Origin of the sequence: Pseudomonas sp. NPDC087817, assembly GCF_044742875.1 — a bacterium.
Lineage (GTDB): Bacteria > Pseudomonadota > Gammaproteobacteria > Pseudomonadales > Pseudomonadaceae > Aquipseudomonas.
In genome coordinates this window covers 24,460-45,280 of the sequence record NZ_JBIUVJ010000034.1, presented here as the reverse complement: position 1 = coordinate 45,280, position 20,821 = coordinate 24,460, and the positions used below count along the sequence as shown (strand labels likewise).

Here is a 20,821-nt window from a genome sequence, read left to right as displayed (position 1 = left end):
TAGCTGGCTACGTTAACCCGCGATTAACAAAAAAGCCCTGCACTTTTTTATCAGTGCAGGGCTTTGGATACCGACCTGAAGCGTAGTCTCAATAACGATTGGGCTCCATCTCCAGCTCGACATTGAAACGTTCGGCAATATCTTTCTGGATGCGTTGCGCCAGATCCAGCAGTTGCAGGCCGGTGGCTGCGCCGTAGTTGACCAGCACCAGCGCCTGCAATTTATGCACGCCGGCATCGGCTTCACGGAAACCTTTCCAGCCGGCGCGCTCGATCAACCAGCCGGCAGCCAGCTTCATCTGCCCATCCGGTTGCGCGTAGGCGACCAGATCCGGATGCTGCTCCTTGATCTGCGCGACCAGTGCCACCGACACCAACGGATTCTTGAAGAAGCTGCCGGCATTGCCGAGCACCGCCGGGTCCGGCAGTTTTTCACTGCGGATGCTGCAGATCGCGCGGCTGACGTCGGTGGGTGTTGGCTGCTCAATGCCCTGCTCGGTCAGGCGCTGACGCACCGGGCCATATTCCAGATGCAAATGAGCGACGCGGTCGAGCGCAAACCGCACCCGCAGAATCAACCAGCGTCCCGGCTGCTGCTTGAACAGGCTGTCGCGGTAGGCGAAGTTGCATTCTTCCAGGCTGAAATCACGCAGCTCGCCAGTCTGGCGATCCAGCGCGGTAAGCCCGGCGAACACATCCTTGATCTCGACCCCGTAGGCACCGATGTTCTGCATCGGCGCGGCGCCGACGGTGCCGGGAATCAAACTGAGGTTTTCCAGACCGGAAAAACCCGACGCCAAGGTGTGCTGCACAAAGGCATGCCAAGGTTCACCGGCCTCGGCTTCGATCACCACGCGACTGCCGTCATCACTGATCACGCGGATTCCGCGAGTGGCCATGCGCAGCACCAGCGCGGGAATATCTGCGGTCAGCAGCAAGTTGCTGCCACCGCCGATCACCAGCAATGGCACGTCGTGCGCTGTGGCATAAGCCAGCGCTTCACGTACATCTGCGTCGCTGTGGGCCTCGGCGAACAGTTGTGCGTTAACGTCGACGCCAAAACTGTTGAACGGTTTCAGCGAAACCTGCGCTTGTACCTGCAAACTCATAACCGGCCCTTCACTTCGATCAGCAATTGGTCACACGCCGCTTCAATCAGGTCCAGCACCTGCTCGAAGCCCTGATCACCGTCGTAGTACGGATCCGGCACCTCATCGACCAGCCCGGCATAGCGGCGCAGGAACAGGTCCAGCTCGGCTTTGCCGGTGGACGGTTGCAGCGCCTTGAGATTGCGCAGGTTGCTGTTGTCCATGGCCAGAATCAGGTCGTAGCTGGCGAAGTCGGCGCGGCTGACCTGCTGGGCGCGCTGCGCCGACAAATCATAACCGCGCAGTTTGGCCGCAGCCTGACTGCGTTTGTCCGGTGGATTGCCGACGTGCCAGTCGCCGGTGCCGGCAGAGGCCACTTCGACCTGATCCGCCAGCCCTGCTTTCAGCAGTTTGTGGCGCAATACGCCTTCGGCAGTGGGCGACCGGCAAATGTTGCCCAGGCACACGAACAGAACCCGCATCAGGCCTCCAGCAGGCGTCGAACGCGCTCAAGGTCTTCGACGGTGTCAACGCCGGTTGGCGGTGCGATCAACGCATCAGCCACATGAATGCGCACGCCATGCCACAGGGCACGCAGCTGCTCGAGGGATTCGGTGTTTTCCAGCCAGCACGGACCCCAGCTCACAAAGTCCTGGAGGAACCCGGCGCGGTAGGCATAAATGCCGATGTGCCGACGGTACGGCACGCCTTCGGGCAATTGCTCTTGGCTCTTGGCGAACGCGTCGCGAGCCCACGGCAAGGTGGCTCGGCTGAAAGTCAGCGCCAGCCCATTGATGTCGCTGACGACCTTGACCACGTTCGGGTTGAACAGGGTTTCCACATCTTCGATCGGCTCGGCCAGGGTGGCCATGCGCGCTTCAGTGTGGGCGGCCAGATTGGCGGCGACCTGATCGATCACGCTTGGCGGGATCAGCGGCTCGTCGCCCTGCACGTTGACCACGATTGCATCGGGCTCTAGGCCCAGTTTCGCCGCAACTTCGGCCAGACGATCGGTGCCGGAGTTGTGATCTTCACGGGTCAGCACCACTTCGGCGCCAAAGGCCTTGCAGGCCTCGACAATGCGCGCATCGTCAGTCGCAACCACCACGCGGGCGGCGCTGCTTTTGCTCGCCTGTTCCCAGACGTGCTGGATCATCGGTTTGCCGGCGATGTCCAGCAGCGGCTTGCCCGGCAGGCGGGTCGAGGCGAAACGCGACGGAATGACAACGGTGAAGGCAGTGGTCATTTATCCAGACGCTCGTCAGTGGTCAGGGTACGGGCCTCGCTTTCGAGCATCACCGGGATGCCGTCACGGATCGGATAGGCCAGGCCGGCGCCTTTGCTGATCAGCTCGGTCTTGTCGGCGCTGAGCTTGAGCGGGCCTTTGCAGATCGGGCACGCGAGGATGTCGAGCAATTTGGTGTCCATGAACATTCCCTGGATAGAAGAGTTAAGGCAAAAGACGATCCGGCAACAGGCGCATCAGCTGTGTGTCGAACCAGGCCACGAAGGCCGGCGAAGGCGCGGCATCGACCGCCAGATACCACCAGTCGGCAGCAGCGAAGGCACGGCACTTCACCGCGTCCTTTTCGGTCATCACCACTGGCAATGACGGTGTGAAATTCAAGGCCTGCACGCTGTATTCGGCGTGGTCGGCAAACGCATGCGGGATTGCTCGCCAGTCTAGCGCTTCGAGGGTATTGAAGAAACGTTGCGGATTGCCGATCCCGGCCACCGCGTGCACGCTCTGCCCCGGCGCAAAATGCTTGAGCGACTGGCGCTCGCCGCTGCGCAGATTGACCAGCGCCGTGGGTTGCAGACGAAAGGCGAAACCGTCTTCACGATCAGCCGTCGCGCCATTGAACAGCACGCCGTCGACACTTTGCAGGCGTTCGATCGGCTCGCGCAACGGCCCAGCCGGCAGGCAACGTTTATTACCGAGGCCACGGGCGGCATCGATCAGCACCAGTTCCAGATCCCGTGCGAGGCGGTAATGCTGCATGCCGTCGTCGGACAGAATCAGATCCAGCGGTTCGCTGGCGAGCAAGGCTTTGACCGCTGCGCTGCGATCGGGGTCGATCATCAGCGGCACCCCGGTGCGCTGGACGATCAACAGGGGTTCGTCGCCGGCAATATCAGCGCTCTGCTCGGCCTCCACTCGCCAAGGCAACTGCGGCGGTTTGGCACCGTAGCCACGACTGACCACGCCGACACGCAAACCGCTGCGGCGGCAATGCTCGATCAGCCAGAGGATCATCGGCGTCTTGCCAGTACCGCCAACAGTGATGTTGCCGACCACAATGAGCGGCACTGGCGGCTGATAGATCTCGCCCTGGCCATCAAGAAAGCGCTGGCGTTTGCCCACCACGACGCGGCGATAGAGCATTTCCAGCGGCCGCAGCAGCGCCAGGGCCGGGTGCCCCTGATACCACGCGGCGAGCAAACGATCGGACAGGCTCATCAGGACTTGGGCGCCGCCTCGACCGTGGTCATGCGCAAATGGCTGAAACCGAGCTTGCCGGCCGCGTCCATGGCGGTGATCACCGATTGATGCTGAGTCTTGCCGTCGGCACTGATCGACAATGGCATGTTGGTATCACCGTTGGATTCTTTCTGCATGGCGTCCATCAGGGTCGCCAGATCGTTTTTCGGCAGAACCTTGTTGTTCACCGAAAACACCCCTTCAGCGCTGATGGCCACGTCGATCTGCTTGAGCTGCTGATCTTCGGCCGGCGAGCCGCTGACGGCTTCCGGCAGATCAACGCGCAACTGGGTTTCGCGGGTAAACGTAGTGGTCACGACGAAAAACAGCAGCAGGATGAACACCACATCGATCAGCGACGCGAGGTTGATGTCGATCGTTTCCCGAGGCTTGCGACGGAATTTCACGCGCGGCCCTCAGCCAGATCGACGTCACGGTCGCCCTGCACCACTTCAACCAGTTTGATCGCTTCCTGCTCCATGCCCACCACCAGCTCGTCGATGCGGCGTTGCAGGAAACGGTGGAAGAACACCGCCGGAATACCGACCATCAGGCCTGCGGCTGTAGTGATCAACGCCTTGGAGATACCACCGGCCAGGACCGAAGCATTGGTGGTCATGCCGGAACCGGTGAAGGCGCTGAAAATATCGATCATGCCCAGCACCGTACCCAGCAGACCGAGCAACGGTGACATCGCGGCGATGGTGCCCAGAGCATTGACGTAGCGCTCGAGCTCGTGAATGACCCGAGCGGCGGCCTCTTCGATGCACTCTTTCATGATCTCGCGACCATGCTTGGAGTTGGCCAGACCGGCAGCGAGGATTTCCCCCAGCGGCGAATTGGCGCGCAATTCCTTGAGCTTCTCTTTATTGAGCTGTTTGTCCTTGATCCAGACCCAGACCTGGCCCAGCAGATGCTCGGGGGTGACGCGACTGGCGCGCAGGGTCCACAGACGCTCGGCGACAATCGCCATGGCAGCGATGGAACTCAGAATGATCGGCAACATCATCCAGCCGCCGGATTTGACCAATTCCCACACAGTGACAGTCCCCTCGAAAAAGTGCGCCACTTTACCATACCGGTTCGCGATCAGGACCCGCCGCCCCGACGACCGTGATGTCGCAGTCGCGCGCGCCCGATCAACGGGCCAGTGCGGGCGGATCGCGCCAGAAACGCGGCTGCTGGCGCATCGCCCATGGCGCTTTGAAGGTACCCAATTGCAGATGAATGGCACCCTGCTCGGCACTGTCGTAAATGCGCAGGCCTTGTTTGCGATACCGCGCCAGAACCGTCGGGTGCGGATGGCCGAACGAGTTGCCGTGACCGCGAGAAATCAGCACGGCCTGAGGTTTCAATGTCTTGAGCAGGGCCATGGATGAGGAACTGCGGCTGCCATGATGCGGTGCTTGCAGCCATTGCGTTTCAACAGCCAGAGGACTTTGCAGCAAAACACGTTCGGCGTGAGTGTCGATATCGCCCGTCAGCAACAGGCGCTCGCCATTGGCTTCGATCTGCAACACGCAGGAACGCTGGTTGCTGTCATGGGCATCTGTCCATTGCCAGAGTTGAAAACTGACACCGTCCCACTGCCATTGCTGGCCACTTTCACACGTTTCGGCGTTCAGTTCGGCAGACAGTCCCAGTGGATCGCCGCTGATGACTCTATTCACTTTCAAACCACGCGCCACGGCCAATGCGCCGCCGGCGTGATCGGCATCCGCGTGACTGAGCAGCATAAGGTCAAGTTTCTCGACATTCAGCTTGCGCAAGGCTGGCAGCACCACGCGCTCACCGAGATCGAAATCACCGAAACGCGGCCCGGCGTCGTAGAGCAAAACGTGATGCCGGGTACGGACCACAATCGCCAGGCCCTGGCCGACATCGAGTTGCCAGATGTCGGCCAATCCTTCGCCCGGTTTCTCGCGTGGCGGCGCTACCAGCACCAGCAGCAGGGGCCAGCCCAACGGACGCATCGGCACACCGCGCGGCAATAGCAACAGCACGGCGCCGAGGCTGCCAATCAGCAACGCCCACACGGGAATTGACGGTGCAAGCCACGCGGGCCATTGCCCGGCGATCACGGCTAAGCCCTGAAACAACCAATCGATCAAACCACCCGCCAGCCACAGCAGCCATTCGCCGACATACGGCACCGGTAACAGCAAAGTCCCGAGCAATGCCGGCGGCAGCACCAGCAGACTGATCCAGGGCACCGCCAACAAATTCGCCAACGGCCCGCTCAGGCTGATTGGCAAGTGAAGCGCCAACAACACAGGACAGAGACCGATCGCAATCAGCCACTGCGCTCGCGTCCATGTCTGCCACCAGCGCCATGCCCCGAGGCGCCCGCCAAAGGTGAAAATCAGCACCGCCACCGCGGCGAAGGACAACCAGAAACCGGGGCGTAGACTGGCCAGCGGATCAAGCAACAGCACGCCGTCGAACGCCAATAACAGCGGCCACCACGCACCGAGATGGCGAAAGCGCAGGCGCCACAGCAGCACCAGGCCGACCATCACGCAGGCGCGTCGCACCGGCACATCGAACCCGGCGAGCAGCCCGTAACCGAGCGCCGCCGCGAATGCCAGACCACAAGCCCACGGCAGCCACGGCCAGCGCAGCGGCCACAGCCCATAACGGGCAAGACCTGCGACCAGCAAGTACATCACCGCCGCGAGCATCCCGATGTGCTGACCGGAAATGACCAGCAAATGCACGGTGCCGGTGTCTTGCAGAATCTGCCAGTCCTCGCGACTGAGTCCTGAGCCATCACCCAGCACTAACGCGGCCAGCGCCCCGGCCCGGCCTTGCGCGTCCGCCGTCAACAAGCGCTGGCGAATGCCATCGCGCCAGGCCCCGCGCGCGGCTGTCAGGCGCTCACCATCCTTGATCGTGCCGGTTGCGCCGATGCGTTGCGCGAGCAGCCAGGCTTCGTAGTCGAACGCGCCAGGATTGAGCAAACCCACCGGGCGTTTGAGTTTGACGGCCAGACGCCAGCGCTCGCCGCTGTTGACCGGCGGCCCGGCGTACCAGGCCAGGCGCATCAATGTCGGCAGTTTTTCGTGACGCGAGCGTGCATCTGCCAATTCGAATCGCACCACGCCATCGCTGTGCTGCGGCAGACCGATCACCCGCCCTTCGACCCAGCGGGTTTCTCCATCCAGCTCAACGGACAACCGGTCATTCAAGGCCCATTGCGCGCTGATACAGGCCCAAGTAAAGCCGAACAGCAAAAACGCCAGCGGGTAGCTGCGAAACGGCAGCAACATCAAACCCACAACCGGCAGCAACACCATCAACCAGACCGGCGGTAACGCCGACATAAAAACCGGAGCCAGAAGACCGACTGCCAGCGCCATCATCCCTGTGCGCATAAGCCCGTCCTTGAGAGTCCCTGCCTTAGGCATAGCGGGTGTCGGGCACGAGCGTCGTCAACAATTGTCACAAAGTCTGAATGGGCGGTTCATAGAATCCAGACATACTTGCCGCCTTAACCGACCGAGAAGCCTTATGCCCCGGCGCTTATTCAAACGTTACATGCCCGACCCGACGAGCATCAGGGAACACAAATCCTTACGCTTTCTCGGCAAGTTGCTGCATGACCCGAACCTCTGGCACCTCAATCGCCACTCGGTTGCCCGTGCGATGGCGGTCGGATTGTTTGCGGCATTCCTGCCGATTCCGGCGCAGATGCTGGTGGCGGCCGCATTGGCCATCATCGTTCGCGGCAATATGCCGATCGCTGTCAGCCTGGTGTGGCTGACCAATCCGATCACCATGCCGGCGGTATTTTTCTGTACGTATCAGGCCGGAGCATGGTTGATGGATGTGCCCGCACGGCATCTGCCGGATGAACTGACGTGGGAATGGATCAGCGGCGAACTGTCGACGTTGTGGCAACCGTTTTTGTTGGGTTCCGTAGTCGTCGGGCTGGTGCTTGGCGCCCTCGCCTACTTCGTGGTGATGATGTACTGGCGCTGGTGGGTGGCGCGGCAGTGGGCGCGGCGCAAGAAGAAACGAATGTCTTGAATGCAAAACGGCCTCCGCAATGGGAGGCCGTTTTACTGTGTGGCGTCTGGTAAGACGTCATCTCGGGCAAGCCCGCTCCCACATGATCCGGGTTGCTCGATTTTTTGTGACCGACACCAAACCCTGTGGGAGCGGGCTTGCCCGCGATAGCAGCGCCGCGGTTTGGGTATCAGGTACGCATCCCGCGCCCGCTCACCAGCAAGCGCGCGCAGCCGAAATACAACACCACCGTCGCCACCAACATGAAGGTGATCGCAATACCGATGCGAATATCCGACACGCCCAGAATGCCGTAACGGAAGGCATTGACCATATGCAGCACCGGGTTGGCCAGCGACACGGTCTGCCAGAACGGTGGCAGCAACGTGATCGAATAGAACACGCCCCCCAGATAGGTCAGCGGCGTCAGCACGAAGGTCGGGATGATCGAGATGTCATCGAAGTTGCGTGCAAACACAGCATTGATGAAGCCCAGCAGCGAGAAGATCGTCGCTGTCAGCACCACCACCAGAATGGTCACGCCAAGGTGATGCACCTGCAAATGGGTGAAGAACAGCGACAGAATCGTCACGATCACGCCGACCATCAAACCACGCAGCACGCCACCACAGACGTAGCCGATCAATATCGTATGCGGCGACACCGGTGAAACCATCAACTCTTCAATCGAGCGCTGGAACTTGCTGCCGAAGAAACTCGACACCACGTTGCCATAGGAGTTGGTGATCACCGACATCATGATCAGCCCCGGCACGATGTACTCCATGTAAGTGAAGCCACCCATGTCGCCGATCTGCCGGCCGATCAGGTTGCCGAAGATCACGAAGTACAGAACCATGGTGATCGCAGGTGGCAGCAGGGTCTGCGGCCAGATCCGCGTGAAGCGTTTGACCTCGCGGTAAACGATGGTCTGGAGCGCGACGAGATTGGGACGGAATTCGGAACTCATACCGCCACCTTCGACAGATTTTTCTCCACCAGGGACACGAACAGCTCCTCGAGGCGATTGGTTTTGTTGCGCAGGCTCAGCACTTCGATGTTCTGCAACGCCAACTGACCGAACAACGCGGTAATGCCCATCGACTTGTCGACCTGCACTTCCAGCGTGTGCGCATCCACCAGGCGCGACGGATAGCCGACCAGTTGCGGCGCGGCGGCCAGATCACCTTTCAGGTCGAGCAGGAAAGTTTCCACATGCAACTGACCAAGCAGCTGACGCATGCTGGTGTTTTCGACAATCGTGCCGTGGTCGATGATGCCGATGTTGCGGCACAGCTGCTCAGCCTCTTCCAGATAGTGCGTGGTGAGAATGATGGTGATGCCCTTCTGGTTCAGCTCGGTGAGGAATGTCCACATCGAACGGCGCAATTCGATGTCCACCCCGGCAGTCGGTTCGTCGAGGATCAGCAGGCGCGGTTCATGCACCAGTGCACGGGCGATCATCAGCCGCCGCTTCATGCCGCCGGACAGCGACCGTGACGGCACATCACGCTTGTCCCACAGGCCCAGCTGAGTCAGGTACTGCTCGGCGCGTTCCTTGGCGATCTTCGCCGGAATGCCGTAGTAACCGGCCTGGGTCACGACGATGTCGAAGGTCTTTTCGAACTGATTGAAGTTGAATTCCTGGGGCACCACGCCGATCGAGCGCTTGAGCGCTGCCGGATTTTTGTCCAGGTCATTGCCGAAGATATTCACCGTGCCGCTGGTCTTGTTGACCAGGGTGGAGAGAATGCCGATGGTCGTGGATTTGCCGGCACCGTTGGGGCCGAGCAAGGCGAAAAAGTCACCTTCGGCGACGTCCAGATCGATACCACTCAAGGCCTGGAACCCGTTGCCGTAGGTTTTGGTTAGCTGCCGGATGGACAGAGCGGAACTCATATCTGATTTACGCACCATGAAGGAAAGGAAGGGATAAACAAGGGCGGGCGGTGAGGGATGCAACCGCGGCGCATGAACGCAATGGTGCTTGGCCTCGCCACACAAGTACAGTCAAGTGTGTCGATAGTTATTATCAAGTCAACGCGGTCATGACCGCTTTTTGATACGCCGCACGCAGCTTCAGCCGCTCGTACCAGGCGTGTAAGTGCGGTTGCGGGGCGCGTTCGATGGGCATCTCGAACCAGGCATAAATGAAACTGCCGAGGGGAATGTCGCCCATGCCGATTTCGCTGCCGGACAAGTACGGCTGACTGGCCAGAGCCTGATCGGCCATGTTCAGCAACTCATTGCATTCTTTGATGGCGGCGTTGATCGCAGGCCAGTCCTGCTTGTCGGCCGGGGTGCGCAGAACGCCCCAGAACACGGTGCGAAAAGGCCCTGCAAAACTTGAGGTGGTCCAGTCCATCCACTTGTCAGCGATGGCCCGCGCTTGCGGATCGGCGGGATACCACGCCGTGTTCGGCGCATGCCTGGCCAGCAGATAGCGGACGATGGCGTTGGATTCCCAGAGCACGAAACCATCATCTTCGATGACCGGCACCCGCCCGTTCGGGTTCATAGCCCGGTACTCGGGCGTGTCGACCACACCGAACGCACCACCGGCATCGATCGCCTCGTAGGCCAGGCCAAGTTCCTCGGCAGCCCACAGTGGTTTCCTGACATTCGATGAGTTTTTACGTCCCCAGATTTTCAGCATGACCGCCTCTTTTCAAATCAAGTGGCCAAGCAGCATACGCCGGATCAGCGACCGCCGAAATCACTGCGCATTTCACCCGACAGCGGCGTCTGCTGGTCGTTGAACAGGTGCGGATAGCATTTTTGCAGATGCTCGAAGAACAAGGTTTCCGGTACATCGGCGAACTGGCCGTGATCGACCAGGTACTCCATCAGCAACGCGCCATCGCTGTTGTACGGGTGGAAAACGCTGTCGTGGATGCCGTCGAATTCCAGCGGCGCAACGTTGAACATTTCGCAGAGTTTCTGGTTGAACGCGGGTGTGGCTTTTACCCAGCGATCATTCAGAAACAGCTCGGTGTAACCGTGCATGGCGAACACTTCGCTTCTCAGCAGCTCCAGCAGGCGCGGCGTCGACAGATGGTTTTTCACGTCCGCCAGACCGATGCGCGCCGGGATCCCGCAATGCCGCGCACAACCGGCCAGCAGCGTGGCTTTAGGCACGCAATAACTCTCACCGGCTGCCAGCGCGTAGCTGCCGCGCAAGGTCTGCGGGTCGCGGCTGAAGGTGTACATGTTGTATCGCACCGCCTCGCGCACGGCGTAATACAGATTGATCGCCTGCTCGAGCGGATCGCGGCTGGCACCACGATGTTGTTCGGCGAACTCCACCATCGCCGGGTGGTCACTATCGATGAAGCGGCCGGGACTCAGATACTCGCGCATGACGACAGATCTCCTGGGTGAGTCCCGAGTCTAGCGACAGCTCAAGCACAGAGATAACGACGTTTCGGCCAAACTTGGACGCAAAGACGCGGGATCGGCGAACGATTTCCCACACGTGTTGCCCACTGAACCTACGAAAAGCATCCGGGGTTTCCCACGATTTCAATCACCTTGCTCTGACCACCCGGTTTTGCAGATGCCGTCTAAGCTCTGGAGGGTCGATTTGCCTTGGTTCACGGAGGACTGAATATGCTGTTGTTGTGGATACTGGTTTTGATCATTGGTGTGGCGTACCTCGCCCACCGGCGTATCGCCCCGCTGCCCGCGCTGGGCATCGTTGCCGTTTACCTGCTAGCGATGGGTATATTCAGTCACGCACCGGGCTGGCTGCTGCTGATTTTCTGGATTGTGCTGGCGGTGGTCGCAGCACCGTTGCTGCTGCCTGACCTGCGCCGCAAACATTTCACCGCCCCGCTGTTCAACTGGTTCCAGAAAACCCTGCCGCCGATGTCGCAGACCGAACGCGACGCGATCGATGCCGGCACGGTGTGGTGGGACGGAGAACTGTTCAGCGGCCGGCCGGACTGGGACAAGCTGCTCGCTTATCCCAAGGTGCAATTGAGCGAAGAGGAACAGGCCTTTATCGACGGCCCGACCGAAGAACTCTGCGCAATGGTCACTGACTGGCAAATCGGCCAGTCAATGGATTTGCCGCCCGAAGCGTGGACCCATATCAAGGAACATGGCTTCTTCGCCCTGATCATTCCAAAAGAATTCGGTGGTAAGGGTTTCTCCGCTTACGCCCACTCGCAAGTAGCGATGAAACTCGCTACCCGCAGCGGCGACCTCGCTTCGACAGTCATGGTCCCCAACTCTCTGGGCCCGGCCGAGCTGCTGCTGCACTACGGCACCGACGAACAACGCAATCACTACCTGCCGCGTCTGGCCCGCGGCGATGATATTCCCTGCTTCGCCCTCACCGGCCCGCTCGCCGGTTCCGATGCCGGCGCGATGCCCGACACCGGGGTCATCTGCAAAGGCCAGTGGGAGGGCCAGGAAGTCATTGGTCTGCGCCTGAACTGGGAAAAGCGTTACATCACCCTGGGCCCGGTAGCCACCCTCCTCGGCTTGGCCTTCAAGGCTTATGACCCGGATCACCTGTTGGGCGACAAGGAAGACCTCGGCATCAGCCTCGCGCTGATTCCAACCGATACCGCAGGCGTGGAAATCGGCCGTCGGCATTTGCCATTGGGCGCAGCCTTCATGAACGGCCCGAACTCCGGCAAGGATGTGTTCATCCCGCTGGACTTCCTCATCGGCGGTCAGGAAATGCTCGGCAAAGGCTGGATGATGCTGATGAACTGCCTGTCGGTCGGGCGTTCGATTTCGCTCCCGGCCGTTGGCACGGGTGCCGCCAAGTTCACCAGCCTGGTCACCGGACAGTACGCGCAGATTCGTGAGCAGTTCAACGTACCGTTGTCGGCCTTCGAAGGGATTCAGGAAGCGATGGCGCGCATCGGCGGCAACGCCTGGATGATGGACGCCGCGCGCATGCTGACCGCCAACGCGGTGGACCTGGGCGAGAAACCGTCGGTGTTGTCGGCAATCCTCAAGTACCACCTCACCGAACGCGGTCGCGAGTGCATCAGCCACGCCATGGATGTCCACGGTGGCAAGGCGATCATCATGGGTCCGAATAACTACCTGGGACGCAGCTGGAACGGTGCGCCGATCTTCATCACCGTGGAAGGCGCGAACATCCTCTCGCGCAACCTGATGATCTTCGGTCAGGGCGCGATTCGTTGCCATCCGTTCGTGCTCAAGGAAATGGCCCTGGCCGGTCGGGAAGACAAGGATCAGGCGCTGAAAGAATTCGATGGCCTGCTACTCAAACACATCGGTTTTGCCGTCAGTAACGCGGCCAGCACACTGGTGCTGAACCTCGGTTTCGGCCACTTTGAACATGCGCCTGGCGACAAGATCAGCCAGGGTTACTTCCGCGCACTCAATCGCCAGGCTGCGGCTTTCGCGATGCTGGCCGACTTCAGCATGATGCTGCTGGGTGGCGAACTGAAACGTCGCGAACGTCTGTCAGCCCGCCTGGGCGATGTGTTGAGCAACCTGTATCTGGCCTCTGCCGCGCTCAAGCGCTACCACGACCTGGATTCGCCGGCGTACATGGAGCCGTTGTTCCGCTGGGCCATGGAGGAAAGCCTCGGCCAGTCGGAGCGCGCGCTGGATGAACTGCTGAGCAACTTCCCGAACAAGGTGTTCGGCTGTCTGCTAAGGGTGATCGTGTTCCCGTTCGGCCGTCGTCACAAAGGACCATCGGACAAACTCGGTGCCGAAGTGGCCGGCGTTATCGGCCGGGCCAAAGGCGATCCGGCGCTGGAAGAATTGCTCGCTGGCTGCTATCGCCCGCAATCGCCAGACGATGCGGTGGGTGCGCTGCAACATGCCAGCGATCTGCTGAACGCTGCGCAACCGCTGCATAAAAAGCTCCACACCTCGCTGAAAAGCGGTCAGGTCAAACCGGTCGCAGGCGAGCATGCCATCGACGCGGCGCTGGAAGCCGGGGTGTTGCAACCCGGAGAAGCGCAGAACCTGCGCGAAGCCGAAGCGGCGCGACGCAAGGTGATCGATGTCGATGACTTCGACAAGGAAGAGCTGAAACAGGCGGAGGGTAAAGTCCGCTGATCCCGACAGCCACGTAGCTGTTATTTGTGAAAAATGGGCGCGGGAGCTTTATACTCCTGCGCCCGTTTTGCTCTTGAGGACTTATCTCGTGTCCAACGTCGTTGCCGATCATCTGGTTTTGCTCGACCATCTGCGCAGTATCCTGGTCGCCGTAGGTGAGGCCGAACAGGTTCCCGAAGAAAGCCATGCCTTGTTCCTCGAGCGCTTCGATGAACTGCTGGCGTCCCTGCCGATCGACCCGATCGAAAGCCAATACCTGGGCCAGGACATCCTGACTCAAGTGATTACCCGTTACCCGCAAATTGCTCACCTGATCCCGCGGGATCTGCTGTGGTTCTTCGCTGGCGACTGCCTGCACTACCTGTCCGATGAAGAGATCGACATGTATCAGGCACTGGAAGAACGCCGCTACGAAGCCGAACAGAACGATGAGCCGTTCGACTGGAATCAGGAAAAACAGTTGATGGCCATGTCCGCTCAGGACAGCAAGCACTGATTTTCAACTGCTCATGAAAAGGCCCGCATAGTTGTCCATGCGGGCCTTTTTTTATCTGCGCGGTTAAAGCAGCCCCTCACTCTCCGGCAACTCATAAGCCATCGCGGCGTTGATCACGCCACCCGACTTGCCCGGCTTGCTCAGGGTCGGTTCTTTCTCCAGGCACTCCACCAGATAATCGATAAACACCCGCAGCTTCGGCGGCAGGTAACGCGTCGGCGAATGCAGCAACCAGAGGCCGCCGTGGTAGGACGCCAGAAACGTCCAGTCCGGCAGCACCTGCACCACCAACTTCTGCTCCAGCGCATAGCGCGCGGTGAAATACGGCAGGCTGCCAATACCGATGTGCTGCAGCACCGCGCCCAGACGCACGCCGGTGTGGTTGGCCGCATACCGCCCGCGCACCCCAACCGTCACCACTTTGCTGCCCTTTTTGAATTTCCAGCGCGCATCGCTCGGGGTTTCGCCCAGATAGATGCAGCTGTAATTGAGCAAATCATGTGGATGCGTCGGCGTGCCGTGTTCGGCGAGGTATTGCGGGGTGGCGCAGAGCAAATGATCGATGGTCAGCAGTTGCCGCCCGACCAGCCCGGCCGGAGGGCGATCAGTAATACGGATCGCCAGGTCGACATGATCGTCGATCAGATCGACCTGCCGATCTTCCAGCAGCAGCTCGACATCGACCTTTGGATAACGGCGCAAAAATTCAGGCATGTGCGGATGAATGACAAATCGTCCCACCGCCTTCGGCACACTGACCCGCACCAGTCCTTCGGCTTCATGGGTGAATTGGCCACTGATCTCCATCACTGACTTGGCCGCACTGACCATCTCCTGACAGCGCTTGAACACCTCTTCACCGCCATCACTCAGGCGCAGCTTACGCGTGGTGCGCTGGAGCAAGCGCGTGGCCAAGGCTTTTTCCAATCGCGAAATGCTGCGACTCACCGCCGACGGTGAAGATCCGAGCTGCCGCGCCGCTTCAGAGAAGCTGCCGGTCTCCACGACCTTGACGAATATCGCCATCTCGCCGAGCAGGGGTAACGGGAGATTTATGCTCACAGCGCACAAGTCCTTTGATGTTTGAACGGATTATCACGTTATTACACGATTCATATAATAAAAATAGAAACTTTAATAAGGGCATGGAATATGACGCTTCGCCTCTTTTTCCATAGTGATGACCTCAAGGCCAATGTGGAAGTCCTCGACTGCACGCCCCACGAGAACGAATTTGCCGTAGTGCTGCGCGCCACGCTGTTTCATCCGCAAGGTGGCGGCCAACCCTGCGATACCGGCTGGATCGGCGAAAGCCAGGTACTGCGCGTCGTCCAGGAACCCGATCGGATCATTCATTACGTCGATCGTCCGGTGAAACTCGGCATGACCATGATCCGCATCGATGAACAGCGTCGCTGCTTCAACACGCGCATGCACTCGGCCGGGCACCTGATCGGGCATTTCGTGCAAGCGCTGGGCTGGACGCCGATCAAGGCACACCACTGGCCGGACGAGGGCCGGGTGCAATTCAAGCCGGGTGACGCCGCTCAGGAAGTTGACGCAGACAGCGTTCAACACGGCATCGGCCAGTGGATTGAGCACGATCTGCCGCGCCTGACTTCGCTGCGCGAAGGCGCGCGGGAAATCGGCTTTGGTGATCTGCCTGCCTACGGCTGCGGTGGCACCCATGTACGTAGCCTGAAGGATCTGGGCACAGTCACGATCGCGTCCCTTTCGCAGAAGAAAGGCACGTTGTCCGTCCACTACAGCGTGGATTGAGCATTTCGGACGCTGCCCGCGCAGCGTCCGGCGCCGGGGAACCGCGCTCGCCGGTTCCGTTGACTATCGATAGATGGACCTAAATAACATGATGCTAGACGTCGAGCGTCTCGATGAGACGTGCATAAAAAAACTGGCCAACGAAGAAGTCCTCGCCATCCGCGTCAAAGGCTTTTTGCCCGAACCGCTGGCGATCCAGATTGGCGACAAGATTCTCGCTCCAGGCTTTGAGGGCTACATCAACGCACCGAGTATCGGCCGTATCGGCATGGCGTTTTATGAGGCGGAAAACCAGCCGCTGTTGATCGAGGATTACTTCGAACGCGCTACCAGCAACATCGCCGAACTGCGCAATCGCTGTGCGCCCTACTCCTCGCCGGTCGACACGCTGCGCTGCATGCTCGACGAATCCTGGCCGGCCGGTGCGCATCTGGAAAACCTCTACGGGCGCAAAATGTATGTCGGCCTGTCTCGCGTGGTGAAACCCGGCGTGTGCTTCCTCGCCCATCACGACATTTTCGCCAAGGACGCGCCGGAGAGCTTTCAGGCGCGCAGCCTCGAAGCGCAGTTCGCCTGCAACGTCTATCTGAACATGCCGACCGAGGGCGGTGCGTTGCAAATGTGGGACGACGACATTACCCCGGATCAGTTTGACGAAATGCGTGGCGACAGTTACGGCATCGACCCGGCGCTGCTCGGCCCGCCCACCCTTGAGGTGCGCCCCGAACCCGGCGATTTCATCATGTTCAATTCGCGCTGCATGCACTCGGTGACGCCGGGTGTGGCGGATCCGCGCCTGAGCCTGTCCTTCTTTGTCGGCTATCGCGGCAATGCTTCACCCCTGACTTTCTGGAGCTGAGATGTTATCGAATTACCTGGGCGAGTTTCTGGCGCTGGCCACCATTCATTTCCTCGCTGTGGTCGCTCCCGGCCCGGACTTCGCCGTGACCATTCGCCAGAGCGTGCGCTTTGGCCGACTGGTGGGAATCTGCACGGCGCTCGGCATCGGTGCAGGGATTTCCGTACACGTTCTCTATACGTTGCTCGGCGTTGGCGCATTGATGCACACCACCCCGTGGTTGCTGACGGTCGCCAAAGTGATTGGCGGTGCCTACATCCTGTATCTGGGTGTCAGCCTGTTGCGCAGCAAACCGAAATCGACACTTGAAGGTGACAAAGGGACCGATGAGCCGGTCGCTGAACAAACCTTGTTCAAAGCCTTCAGCACCGGTTTTCTGACCAATGCCACCAACCCCAAAGCCACGCTGTTTTTTCTGGCGATCTTCACCACGATCATCAGCGCCAGTACGCCGCTGCAGATCCAGGCGTTTTATGGCTTGTGGATGTGCTTTGTGAACGCGTTGTGGTTCGTGATCGTCGCGCTGTTTTTCTCCAGCAACAAAGTGCGCTTGCTGTTCATGCGCATGGGCCACTGGTTCGAACGCACGATGGGCGTGGTGCTGATTCTGTTTGCCGGTCGACTGATGCTGTCCTGGTAATTTGCCCTGCAACGCAAAAGGCCCGCCGACTTTCATCGGCGGGCCTTTTTCATTTCAACTGCCGGGCGCTAACCTGACCCGACTGCTATGAATAAACCGCGAGCCCATCAACACTGTTGCCAGCGTCAACGCGGTAATCAGACCTGACCAGATGCCTTGCGGACCCCACTCCAGGCCAAAGGCCAATCCGACACCCAGCGGTACGCCCACTCCCCAATAGCAAAAGATCGCGATCCACATGGGTATGCGAGTGTCCTGCAAACCGCGCAACGCGCCGGCGGACAACATCTGCAAACCGTCGGGAAATTGCAATGCCGCGGCGTACAACAACAGCGTCGAGGCCAACGCGGTCACGGCGATGTCCGAACTGTACAAACTGGCGATCGCTTCATTGCCCAACAGCAGTATCAGCACCGACACACTTTGGGCCGCGAGGACGATGACACACCCCGCCCATGCGGCCTGCCTGACACCCTTGAAATCACCGCGCCCCAATGCATGCCCGACGCGTACTGTCGTCGCCTCGGCCACGGCGACCGGGATCATGAAACACAACTGAGCCAGGTTCACCGCAATCTGATGAGCTGCAAGAAAAGTCGATCCCAGCCGCCCGATCAACAACGACGTGACAATAAACAGACTGCCCTGCATCAGGATGGCAATGCCAATCGGCATGCCCGTCCTCAACAAATCGGCGATTGCCGCACCGCATGGCGGATCGAAACGGGCGAACAGCTGCAAATGCGCAAGACGTTTGCCGTACCAAAGATACCCGGCAAACAGCAGTGCTTGAAGCCACATCATGATCGCCGACGCGATGCCCAGACCTTGCGCGCCCAACTCGGGAAACCCGAGCTTGCCGTTGGTCAGCACATACCCCAGAGGTGCCAGGACCAACAGCCCGCCGAAGCTGAAAATCATCGTTGGGCGCATCCAGTGCATCCCTTCGCATAAATAGCGCATGCAGAAAAACAACGTCAGCGCCGGACTCCCCCAACGCACCGCGTGCAAAAAGGCCTGCGCCCCGGGAATCATCTCCTCGGCGATGCCGGCAGGCTCCAGCAGCACCGGCGCGATACTCAGGAAGACAAACATCAGCAGGCCCATCGACAACGCCAGCCACAAAGCCTGGCGAAAAATCGGGCCAATCTCAGACAGGCGATCAGCGCCAGACAAGCGCGCCACCGAGGCCGTGAGCGCGATCAACGTGCCAATCGGCACCAGCATCGGTAGCCACAGCAGCGCGGTGCCAAGCGTCACGGCGGCCAAGGTGTCTGTGCCGTGATTGCCGGCAATGAGATTGTCAACGAAGGCAATCAATCCGGCACACACGTGCCCCACGACCAACGGCAGCGCCAGAAGCGCCGTTGCACGAACCTCGGGCAGAGCGCCACGAGATGCAGATATCAATGACATTAAGAGAAGATCCTGAGAGGCGATAAACGGGATCGGCCACGGGAGCCGACGACGGGATCGTTATCCCAGAATCAACCTTGCGCTGGCTGTCGGACGCTTCCGGATTTTTCGTTTTCGCTGTAGGAGATTTGTAACAGAGGGCAGAAATACAAAAAACGCACAAACAAAAACGCCGCTCATCACTGAGCGGCGTTTTTGTGAATTTGGAGCGGGAAACGAGACTCGAACTCGCGACCCCGACCTTGGCAAGGTCGTGCTCTACCAACTGAGCTATTCCCGCAATGGCGTCCCCTAGGGGACTCGAACCCCTGTTACCGCCGTGAAAGGGCGGTGTCCTAGGCCACTAGACGAAGGGGACAGACTACAACTTTCACTAATAAAAACGCCGCTCACTGAGCGGCGTTTTTGAATTTGGAGCGGGAAACGAGACTCGAACTCGCGACCCCGACCTTGGCAAGGTCGTGCTCTACCAACTGAGCTATTCCCGCAAATGGCGTCCCCTAGGGGACTCGAACCCCTGTTACCGCCGTGAAAGGGCGGTGTCCTAGGCCACTAGACGAAGGGGACACACTACAACATTCACTCCCTGCTGCGCTTCGCTGTGTGCTTTACGCTGCAAGTGGCGCGCATTCTATGGATGGATTGGGAGGTCGTCAACCCCCAGATATAAATTTATTTAAATCAATGACTTCGACCTGCTTTACGGGGCCAGGCAGGCTTTTCCGTCGACCGACGATTGACGCCTATATTCCGGCAGTCGCCAAGACGTTATAGTCCGCGCACAGTGATGGCAATCTGCATATCAAGCGCCAGCATTCATATAAGCAGCACGCGGCCGATACAGATTGACCAGCCGATCCAACTCGTCGAGCGGTGCTAGGCGCCTAAATGCCCAGCCACTACACTCGCATGCGAACCCTATAAAGAGGTCTTACCGGTGACACCACTCATGATCACCCTGCTAGTCATAGCCGGGATCGCAATTCTGATCGCCATTGGCTACATGAACCATGTGGTGGAAAACAACAAACTGGAGAAGGCCCGCACCAAAGTCGAACTCAACGACCGCTTGCGCCGCTGTGGCGAATTGACCGAAACCTTTCCCGGCCAGTTCATGACCCCGGCACTCAAGCTGCTGCTGACCCGCCTGGAACTCAACGTCTGCCAGCGCCTGCTGAACCTTGAGAAAACCAGCGCAACCACCAAGGCACGCATCGGCGAACTCAGCGCACTGGTCGCCCAGGGTGAATCGATCCCCGTGAACAACCCGCCCGCGCCGATCCTGACCGAAGCCAAAGCCAAAGACGTACGCTTCCTCCTCGAAGCCCTGCACGGCCAGATCACCCGCGCCGCCCATGACGGCTTCCTGCCACCGAACGAAGCCAAACACTGGGTGCGCGAAGTCCGCCATATTCTGGTCCTGCTGCACATCGAGTTCTTCAACAACCTCGGCCAACAGTCCCTGCAACAAAACCAGCCCGGCCAGGCCCGCCTCGCCTTCGAACGCGGCGTGCAGTACCTGCGCAAACAGCAGAACCCGCAGATCTACTCGGAACAACTGCAATACCTGGAAAAACTCCTCGCCCGCGCCAACGCCCAAGTGATGGACAAAATTGCACCGGTAGAAGGTGAAGAGAACCAACTGACAGCCGGCCTCAAAGATGTTGAGGCGGATGCAGACTGGAAAAAGAAAGTGATCTACGACTGATTACAGATGCTGAAGAGAAGCCACCGAAAGGTGGCTTTTTTGTGCACTGAAAGTTCCGACCGCCAGACCCTCGCTGACCAAACCGCCGTCTTCGGAAGCAAGCCCCCTCCCACAATTTGAAGCCAGCTCACCCGCCAGAGCTTGGTCGGCTATCAGGCCGCCATTGCTGGCAAGCCAGCTCCCACAAAGAAATGAGTACACCCCAAACGCGGCGCATGCCGCCCCACCCAACACAATGAGCGTTAGCTCGAGTACCGCTTTTGACCTTCACCACTCAACACAATGAGCG

21 protein-coding genes and 4 tRNA genes are annotated in these 20,821 nt (G+C 59.7%); 7 read left to right on the top strand and 18 right to left on the bottom strand.

Going from position 1 to position 20,821, the window contains the following annotated elements; genetic code table 11:
• Window positions 1-88: 88 nt before the first annotated feature.
• The 8 genes from murB to ACIONG_RS19950 all read right to left on the bottom strand — a co-directional run bounded on the left by murB (window position 89) and on the right by ACIONG_RS19950 (window position 6,943).
• Window positions 89-1,108: a UDP-N-acetylmuramate dehydrogenase gene (gene murB / locus ACIONG_RS19985; protein WP_401302229.1), complete on the bottom strand. Its 1,020-nt coding sequence runs from the start codon at window positions 1,106-1,108 to the stop codon at window positions 89-91.
• The gene (locus tag ACIONG_RS19980) at window positions 1,105-1,569 is read right to left on the bottom strand and encodes a low molecular weight protein-tyrosine-phosphatase (RefSeq protein ID WP_401302226.1); all 465 of its coding nucleotides are present in this window, start codon (window positions 1,567-1,569) and stop codon (window positions 1,105-1,107) included. The genes murB and ACIONG_RS19980 overlap by 4 nt, the downstream gene beginning before the upstream one ends.
• Window positions 1,569-2,333 carry a 3-deoxy-manno-octulosonate cytidylyltransferase gene (gene kdsB / locus ACIONG_RS19975; protein ID WP_401302223.1) on the bottom strand — a complete coding sequence of 255 codons (765 nt, stop codon included), beginning with the start codon at window positions 2,331-2,333 and terminating at the stop codon, window positions 1,569-1,571. The genes ACIONG_RS19980 and kdsB overlap by 1 nt, the downstream gene beginning before the upstream one ends.
• Window positions 2,330-2,515 (bottom strand): Trm112 family protein, encoded by a 186-nt coding sequence (locus ACIONG_RS19970; protein ID WP_003174668.1) that lies wholly within the window; start codon window positions 2,513-2,515, stop codon window positions 2,330-2,332. Before ACIONG_RS19970 ends, kdsB begins: the two co-directional genes overlap by 4 nt.
• A 22-nt stretch (window positions 2,516-2,537) precedes the next feature.
• On the bottom strand, window positions 2,538-3,548 hold the full coding sequence (lpxK, locus tag ACIONG_RS19965) for a tetraacyldisaccharide 4'-kinase (protein ID WP_401302220.1): 1,011 nt from the start codon (window positions 3,546-3,548) through the stop codon (window positions 2,538-2,540).
• Window positions 3,548-3,976 (bottom strand): biopolymer transporter ExbD, encoded by a 429-nt coding sequence (locus ACIONG_RS19960; RefSeq protein ID WP_103307264.1) that lies wholly within the window; start codon window positions 3,974-3,976, stop codon window positions 3,548-3,550. Before ACIONG_RS19960 ends, lpxK begins: the two co-directional genes overlap by 1 nt.
• Window positions 3,973-4,608, bottom strand: coding sequence for a MotA/TolQ/ExbB proton channel family protein (locus ACIONG_RS19955; protein WP_007908216.1), 636 nt, complete (start codon window positions 4,606-4,608; stop codon window positions 3,973-3,975). The genes ACIONG_RS19960 and ACIONG_RS19955 overlap by 4 nt, the downstream gene beginning before the upstream one ends.
• A 100-nt stretch (window positions 4,609-4,708) precedes the next feature.
• Window positions 4,709-6,943: a DNA internalization-related competence protein ComEC/Rec2 gene (locus ACIONG_RS19950; protein WP_401302217.1), complete on the bottom strand. Its 2,235-nt coding sequence runs from the start codon at window positions 6,941-6,943 to the stop codon at window positions 4,709-4,711.
• A gap of 136 nt (window positions 6,944-7,079) precedes the next feature.
• Here ACIONG_RS19950 and ACIONG_RS19945 point away from each other — a divergent pair, with 136 nt between their 5' ends.
• The gene (locus ACIONG_RS19945; RefSeq protein ID WP_103307266.1) at window positions 7,080-7,598 is read left to right on the top strand and encodes a DUF2062 domain-containing protein; all 519 of its coding nucleotides are present in this window, start codon (window positions 7,080-7,082) and stop codon (window positions 7,596-7,598) included.
• 169 nt (window positions 7,599-7,767) lie between these two features.
• Here the strand turns inward: ACIONG_RS19945 and ACIONG_RS19940 are convergent, their stop codons facing one another.
• The 4 genes from ACIONG_RS19940 to ACIONG_RS19925 form a co-directional block, all read right to left on the bottom strand.
• Window positions 7,768-8,547, bottom strand: coding sequence for an ABC transporter permease (locus ACIONG_RS19940; protein ID WP_103307267.1), 780 nt, complete (start codon window positions 8,545-8,547; stop codon window positions 7,768-7,770).
• A complete protein-coding gene (locus tag ACIONG_RS19935) occupies window positions 8,544-9,476 on the bottom strand; it encodes an ABC transporter ATP-binding protein (protein WP_401302212.1) in 933 nt (310 codons plus the stop codon). Before ACIONG_RS19935 ends, ACIONG_RS19940 begins: the two co-directional genes overlap by 4 nt.
• A 133-nt stretch (window positions 9,477-9,609) precedes the next feature.
• Entirely contained in the window at window positions 9,610-10,233 is a 624-nt protein-coding gene (locus ACIONG_RS19930) for a glutathione S-transferase family protein (protein WP_103307269.1), read from the bottom strand.
• Window positions 10,234-10,277: 44 nt separating this feature from the next.
• Window positions 10,278-10,937, bottom strand: coding sequence for a transglutaminase family protein (locus tag ACIONG_RS19925; protein ID WP_401302208.1), 660 nt, complete (start codon window positions 10,935-10,937; stop codon window positions 10,278-10,280).
• A 249-nt stretch (window positions 10,938-11,186) separates the two neighbouring features.
• Here ACIONG_RS19925 and ACIONG_RS19920 point away from each other — a divergent pair, with 249 nt between their 5' ends.
• Window positions 11,187-13,634: an acyl-CoA dehydrogenase gene (locus tag ACIONG_RS19920; protein ID WP_401302205.1), complete on the top strand. Its 2,448-nt coding sequence runs from the start codon at window positions 11,187-11,189 to the stop codon at window positions 13,632-13,634.
• 88 nt (window positions 13,635-13,722) lie between these two features.
• Complete coding sequence (locus ACIONG_RS19915) at window positions 13,723-14,130, top strand: PA2817 family protein (protein WP_103307272.1); 408 nt, start codon at window positions 13,723-13,725, stop codon at window positions 14,128-14,130.
• A gap of 63 nt (window positions 14,131-14,193) precedes the next feature.
• Here ACIONG_RS19915 and ACIONG_RS19910 read toward each other — a convergent pair whose 3' ends face one another.
• Window positions 14,194-15,192 (bottom strand): LysR family transcriptional regulator, encoded by a 999-nt coding sequence (locus ACIONG_RS19910; protein WP_401302201.1) that lies wholly within the window; start codon window positions 15,190-15,192, stop codon window positions 14,194-14,196.
• Between the two features lie 90 nt (window positions 15,193-15,282).
• Here ACIONG_RS19910 and ACIONG_RS19905 point away from each other — a divergent pair, with 90 nt between their 5' ends.
• The 3 genes from ACIONG_RS19905 (at window position 15,283) to ACIONG_RS19895 (ending at window position 17,408) form a co-directional block, all read left to right on the top strand.
• On the top strand, window positions 15,283-15,909 hold the full coding sequence (locus ACIONG_RS19905; protein ID WP_103307274.1) for a hypothetical protein: 627 nt from the start codon (window positions 15,283-15,285) through the stop codon (window positions 15,907-15,909).
• Between the two features lie 88 nt (window positions 15,910-15,997).
• Window positions 15,998-16,768: a 2OG-Fe(II) oxygenase gene (locus ACIONG_RS19900; protein ID WP_201237217.1), complete on the top strand. Its 771-nt coding sequence runs from the start codon at window positions 15,998-16,000 to the stop codon at window positions 16,766-16,768.
• A gap of 1 nt (window position 16,769) precedes the next feature.
• Entirely contained in the window at window positions 16,770-17,408 is a 639-nt protein-coding gene (locus tag ACIONG_RS19895; protein ID WP_213026298.1) for a LysE family translocator, read from the top strand.
• A 54-nt stretch (window positions 17,409-17,462) separates the two neighbouring features.
• Here the strand turns inward: ACIONG_RS19895 and ACIONG_RS19890 are convergent, their stop codons facing one another.
• The 5 genes from ACIONG_RS19890 to ACIONG_RS19870 all read right to left on the bottom strand — a co-directional run bounded on the left by ACIONG_RS19890 (window position 17,463) and on the right by ACIONG_RS19870 (window position 19,391).
• A complete protein-coding gene (locus ACIONG_RS19890) occupies window positions 17,463-18,824 on the bottom strand; it encodes an MATE family efflux transporter (protein WP_401302197.1) in 1,362 nt (453 codons plus the stop codon).
• Window positions 18,825-19,028: 204 nt separating this feature from the next.
• Window positions 19,029-19,104, bottom strand: a tRNA-Gly gene (locus ACIONG_RS19885).
• Window positions 19,105-19,106: 2 nt separating this feature from the next.
• A tRNA-Glu gene (locus ACIONG_RS19880) sits at window positions 19,107-19,182 on the bottom strand.
• Window positions 19,183-19,236: 54 nt separating this feature from the next.
• Window positions 19,237-19,312, bottom strand: a tRNA-Gly gene (locus ACIONG_RS19875).
• A gap of 3 nt (window positions 19,313-19,315) precedes the next feature.
• A tRNA-Glu gene (locus tag ACIONG_RS19870) sits at window positions 19,316-19,391 on the bottom strand.
• 382 nt (window positions 19,392-19,773) lie between these two features.
• Between ACIONG_RS19870 and ACIONG_RS19865 the strand changes: the two genes are divergently transcribed.
• Window positions 19,774-20,532 carry a hypothetical protein gene (locus tag ACIONG_RS19865; RefSeq protein ID WP_177431482.1) on the top strand — a complete coding sequence of 253 codons (759 nt, stop codon included), beginning with the start codon at window positions 19,774-19,776 and terminating at the stop codon, window positions 20,530-20,532.
• The last annotated feature ends 289 nt before the right edge of the window (window positions 20,533-20,821 follow it).

Bases quoted from the DNA above. Each gene is read 5' to 3' on its own strand.
- murB (WP_401302229.1), bottom strand. From the start codon at position 1,108: ATGAGTTTGCAGGTACAAGCGCAGGTTTCGCTGAAACCGTTCAACAGT.
- ACIONG_RS19980 (WP_401302226.1), bottom strand. From the start codon at position 1,569: ATGCGGGTTCTGTTCGTGTGCCTGGGCAACATTTGCCGGTCGCCCACT.
- kdsB (WP_401302223.1), bottom strand. From the start codon at position 2,333: ATGACCACTGCCTTCACCGTTGTCATTCCGTCGCGTTTCGCCTCGACC.
- ACIONG_RS19970 (WP_003174668.1), bottom strand. From the start codon at position 2,515: ATGGACACCAAATTGCTCGACATCCTCGCGTGCCCGATCTGCAAAGGC.
- lpxK (WP_401302220.1), bottom strand. From the start codon at position 3,548: ATGAGCCTGTCCGATCGTTTGCTCGCCGCGTGGTATCAGGGGCACCCG.
- ACIONG_RS19950 (WP_401302217.1), bottom strand. From the start codon at position 6,943: ATGCGCACAGGGATGATGGCGCTGGCAGTCGGTCTTCTGGCTCCGGTT.
- ACIONG_RS19945 (WP_103307266.1), top strand. From the start codon at position 7,080: ATGCCCCGGCGCTTATTCAAACGTTACATGCCCGACCCGACGAGCATC.
- ACIONG_RS19940 (WP_103307267.1), bottom strand. From the start codon at position 8,547: ATGAGTTCCGAATTCCGTCCCAATCTCGTCGCGCTCCAGACCATCGTT.
- ACIONG_RS19935 (WP_401302212.1), bottom strand. From the start codon at position 9,476: ATGAGTTCCGCTCTGTCCATCCGGCAGCTAACCAAAACCTACGGCAAC.
- ACIONG_RS19930 (WP_103307269.1), bottom strand. From the start codon at position 10,233: ATGCTGAAAATCTGGGGACGTAAAAACTCATCGAATGTCAGGAAACCA.
- ACIONG_RS19925 (WP_401302208.1), bottom strand. From the start codon at position 10,937: ATGCGCGAGTATCTGAGTCCCGGCCGCTTCATCGATAGTGACCACCCG.
- ACIONG_RS19920 (WP_401302205.1), top strand. From the start codon at position 11,187: ATGCTGTTGTTGTGGATACTGGTTTTGATCATTGGTGTGGCGTACCTC.
- ACIONG_RS19905 (WP_103307274.1), top strand. From the start codon at position 15,283: ATGACGCTTCGCCTCTTTTTCCATAGTGATGACCTCAAGGCCAATGTG.
- ACIONG_RS19900 (WP_201237217.1), top strand. From the start codon at position 15,998: ATGATGCTAGACGTCGAGCGTCTCGATGAGACGTGCATAAAAAAACTG.
- ACIONG_RS19895 (WP_213026298.1), top strand. From the start codon at position 16,770: ATGTTATCGAATTACCTGGGCGAGTTTCTGGCGCTGGCCACCATTCAT.
- ACIONG_RS19890 (WP_401302197.1), bottom strand. From the start codon at position 18,824: ATGTCATTGATATCTGCATCTCGTGGCGCTCTGCCCGAGGTTCGTGCA.
- ACIONG_RS19865 (WP_177431482.1), top strand. From the start codon at position 19,774: ATGATCACCCTGCTAGTCATAGCCGGGATCGCAATTCTGATCGCCATT.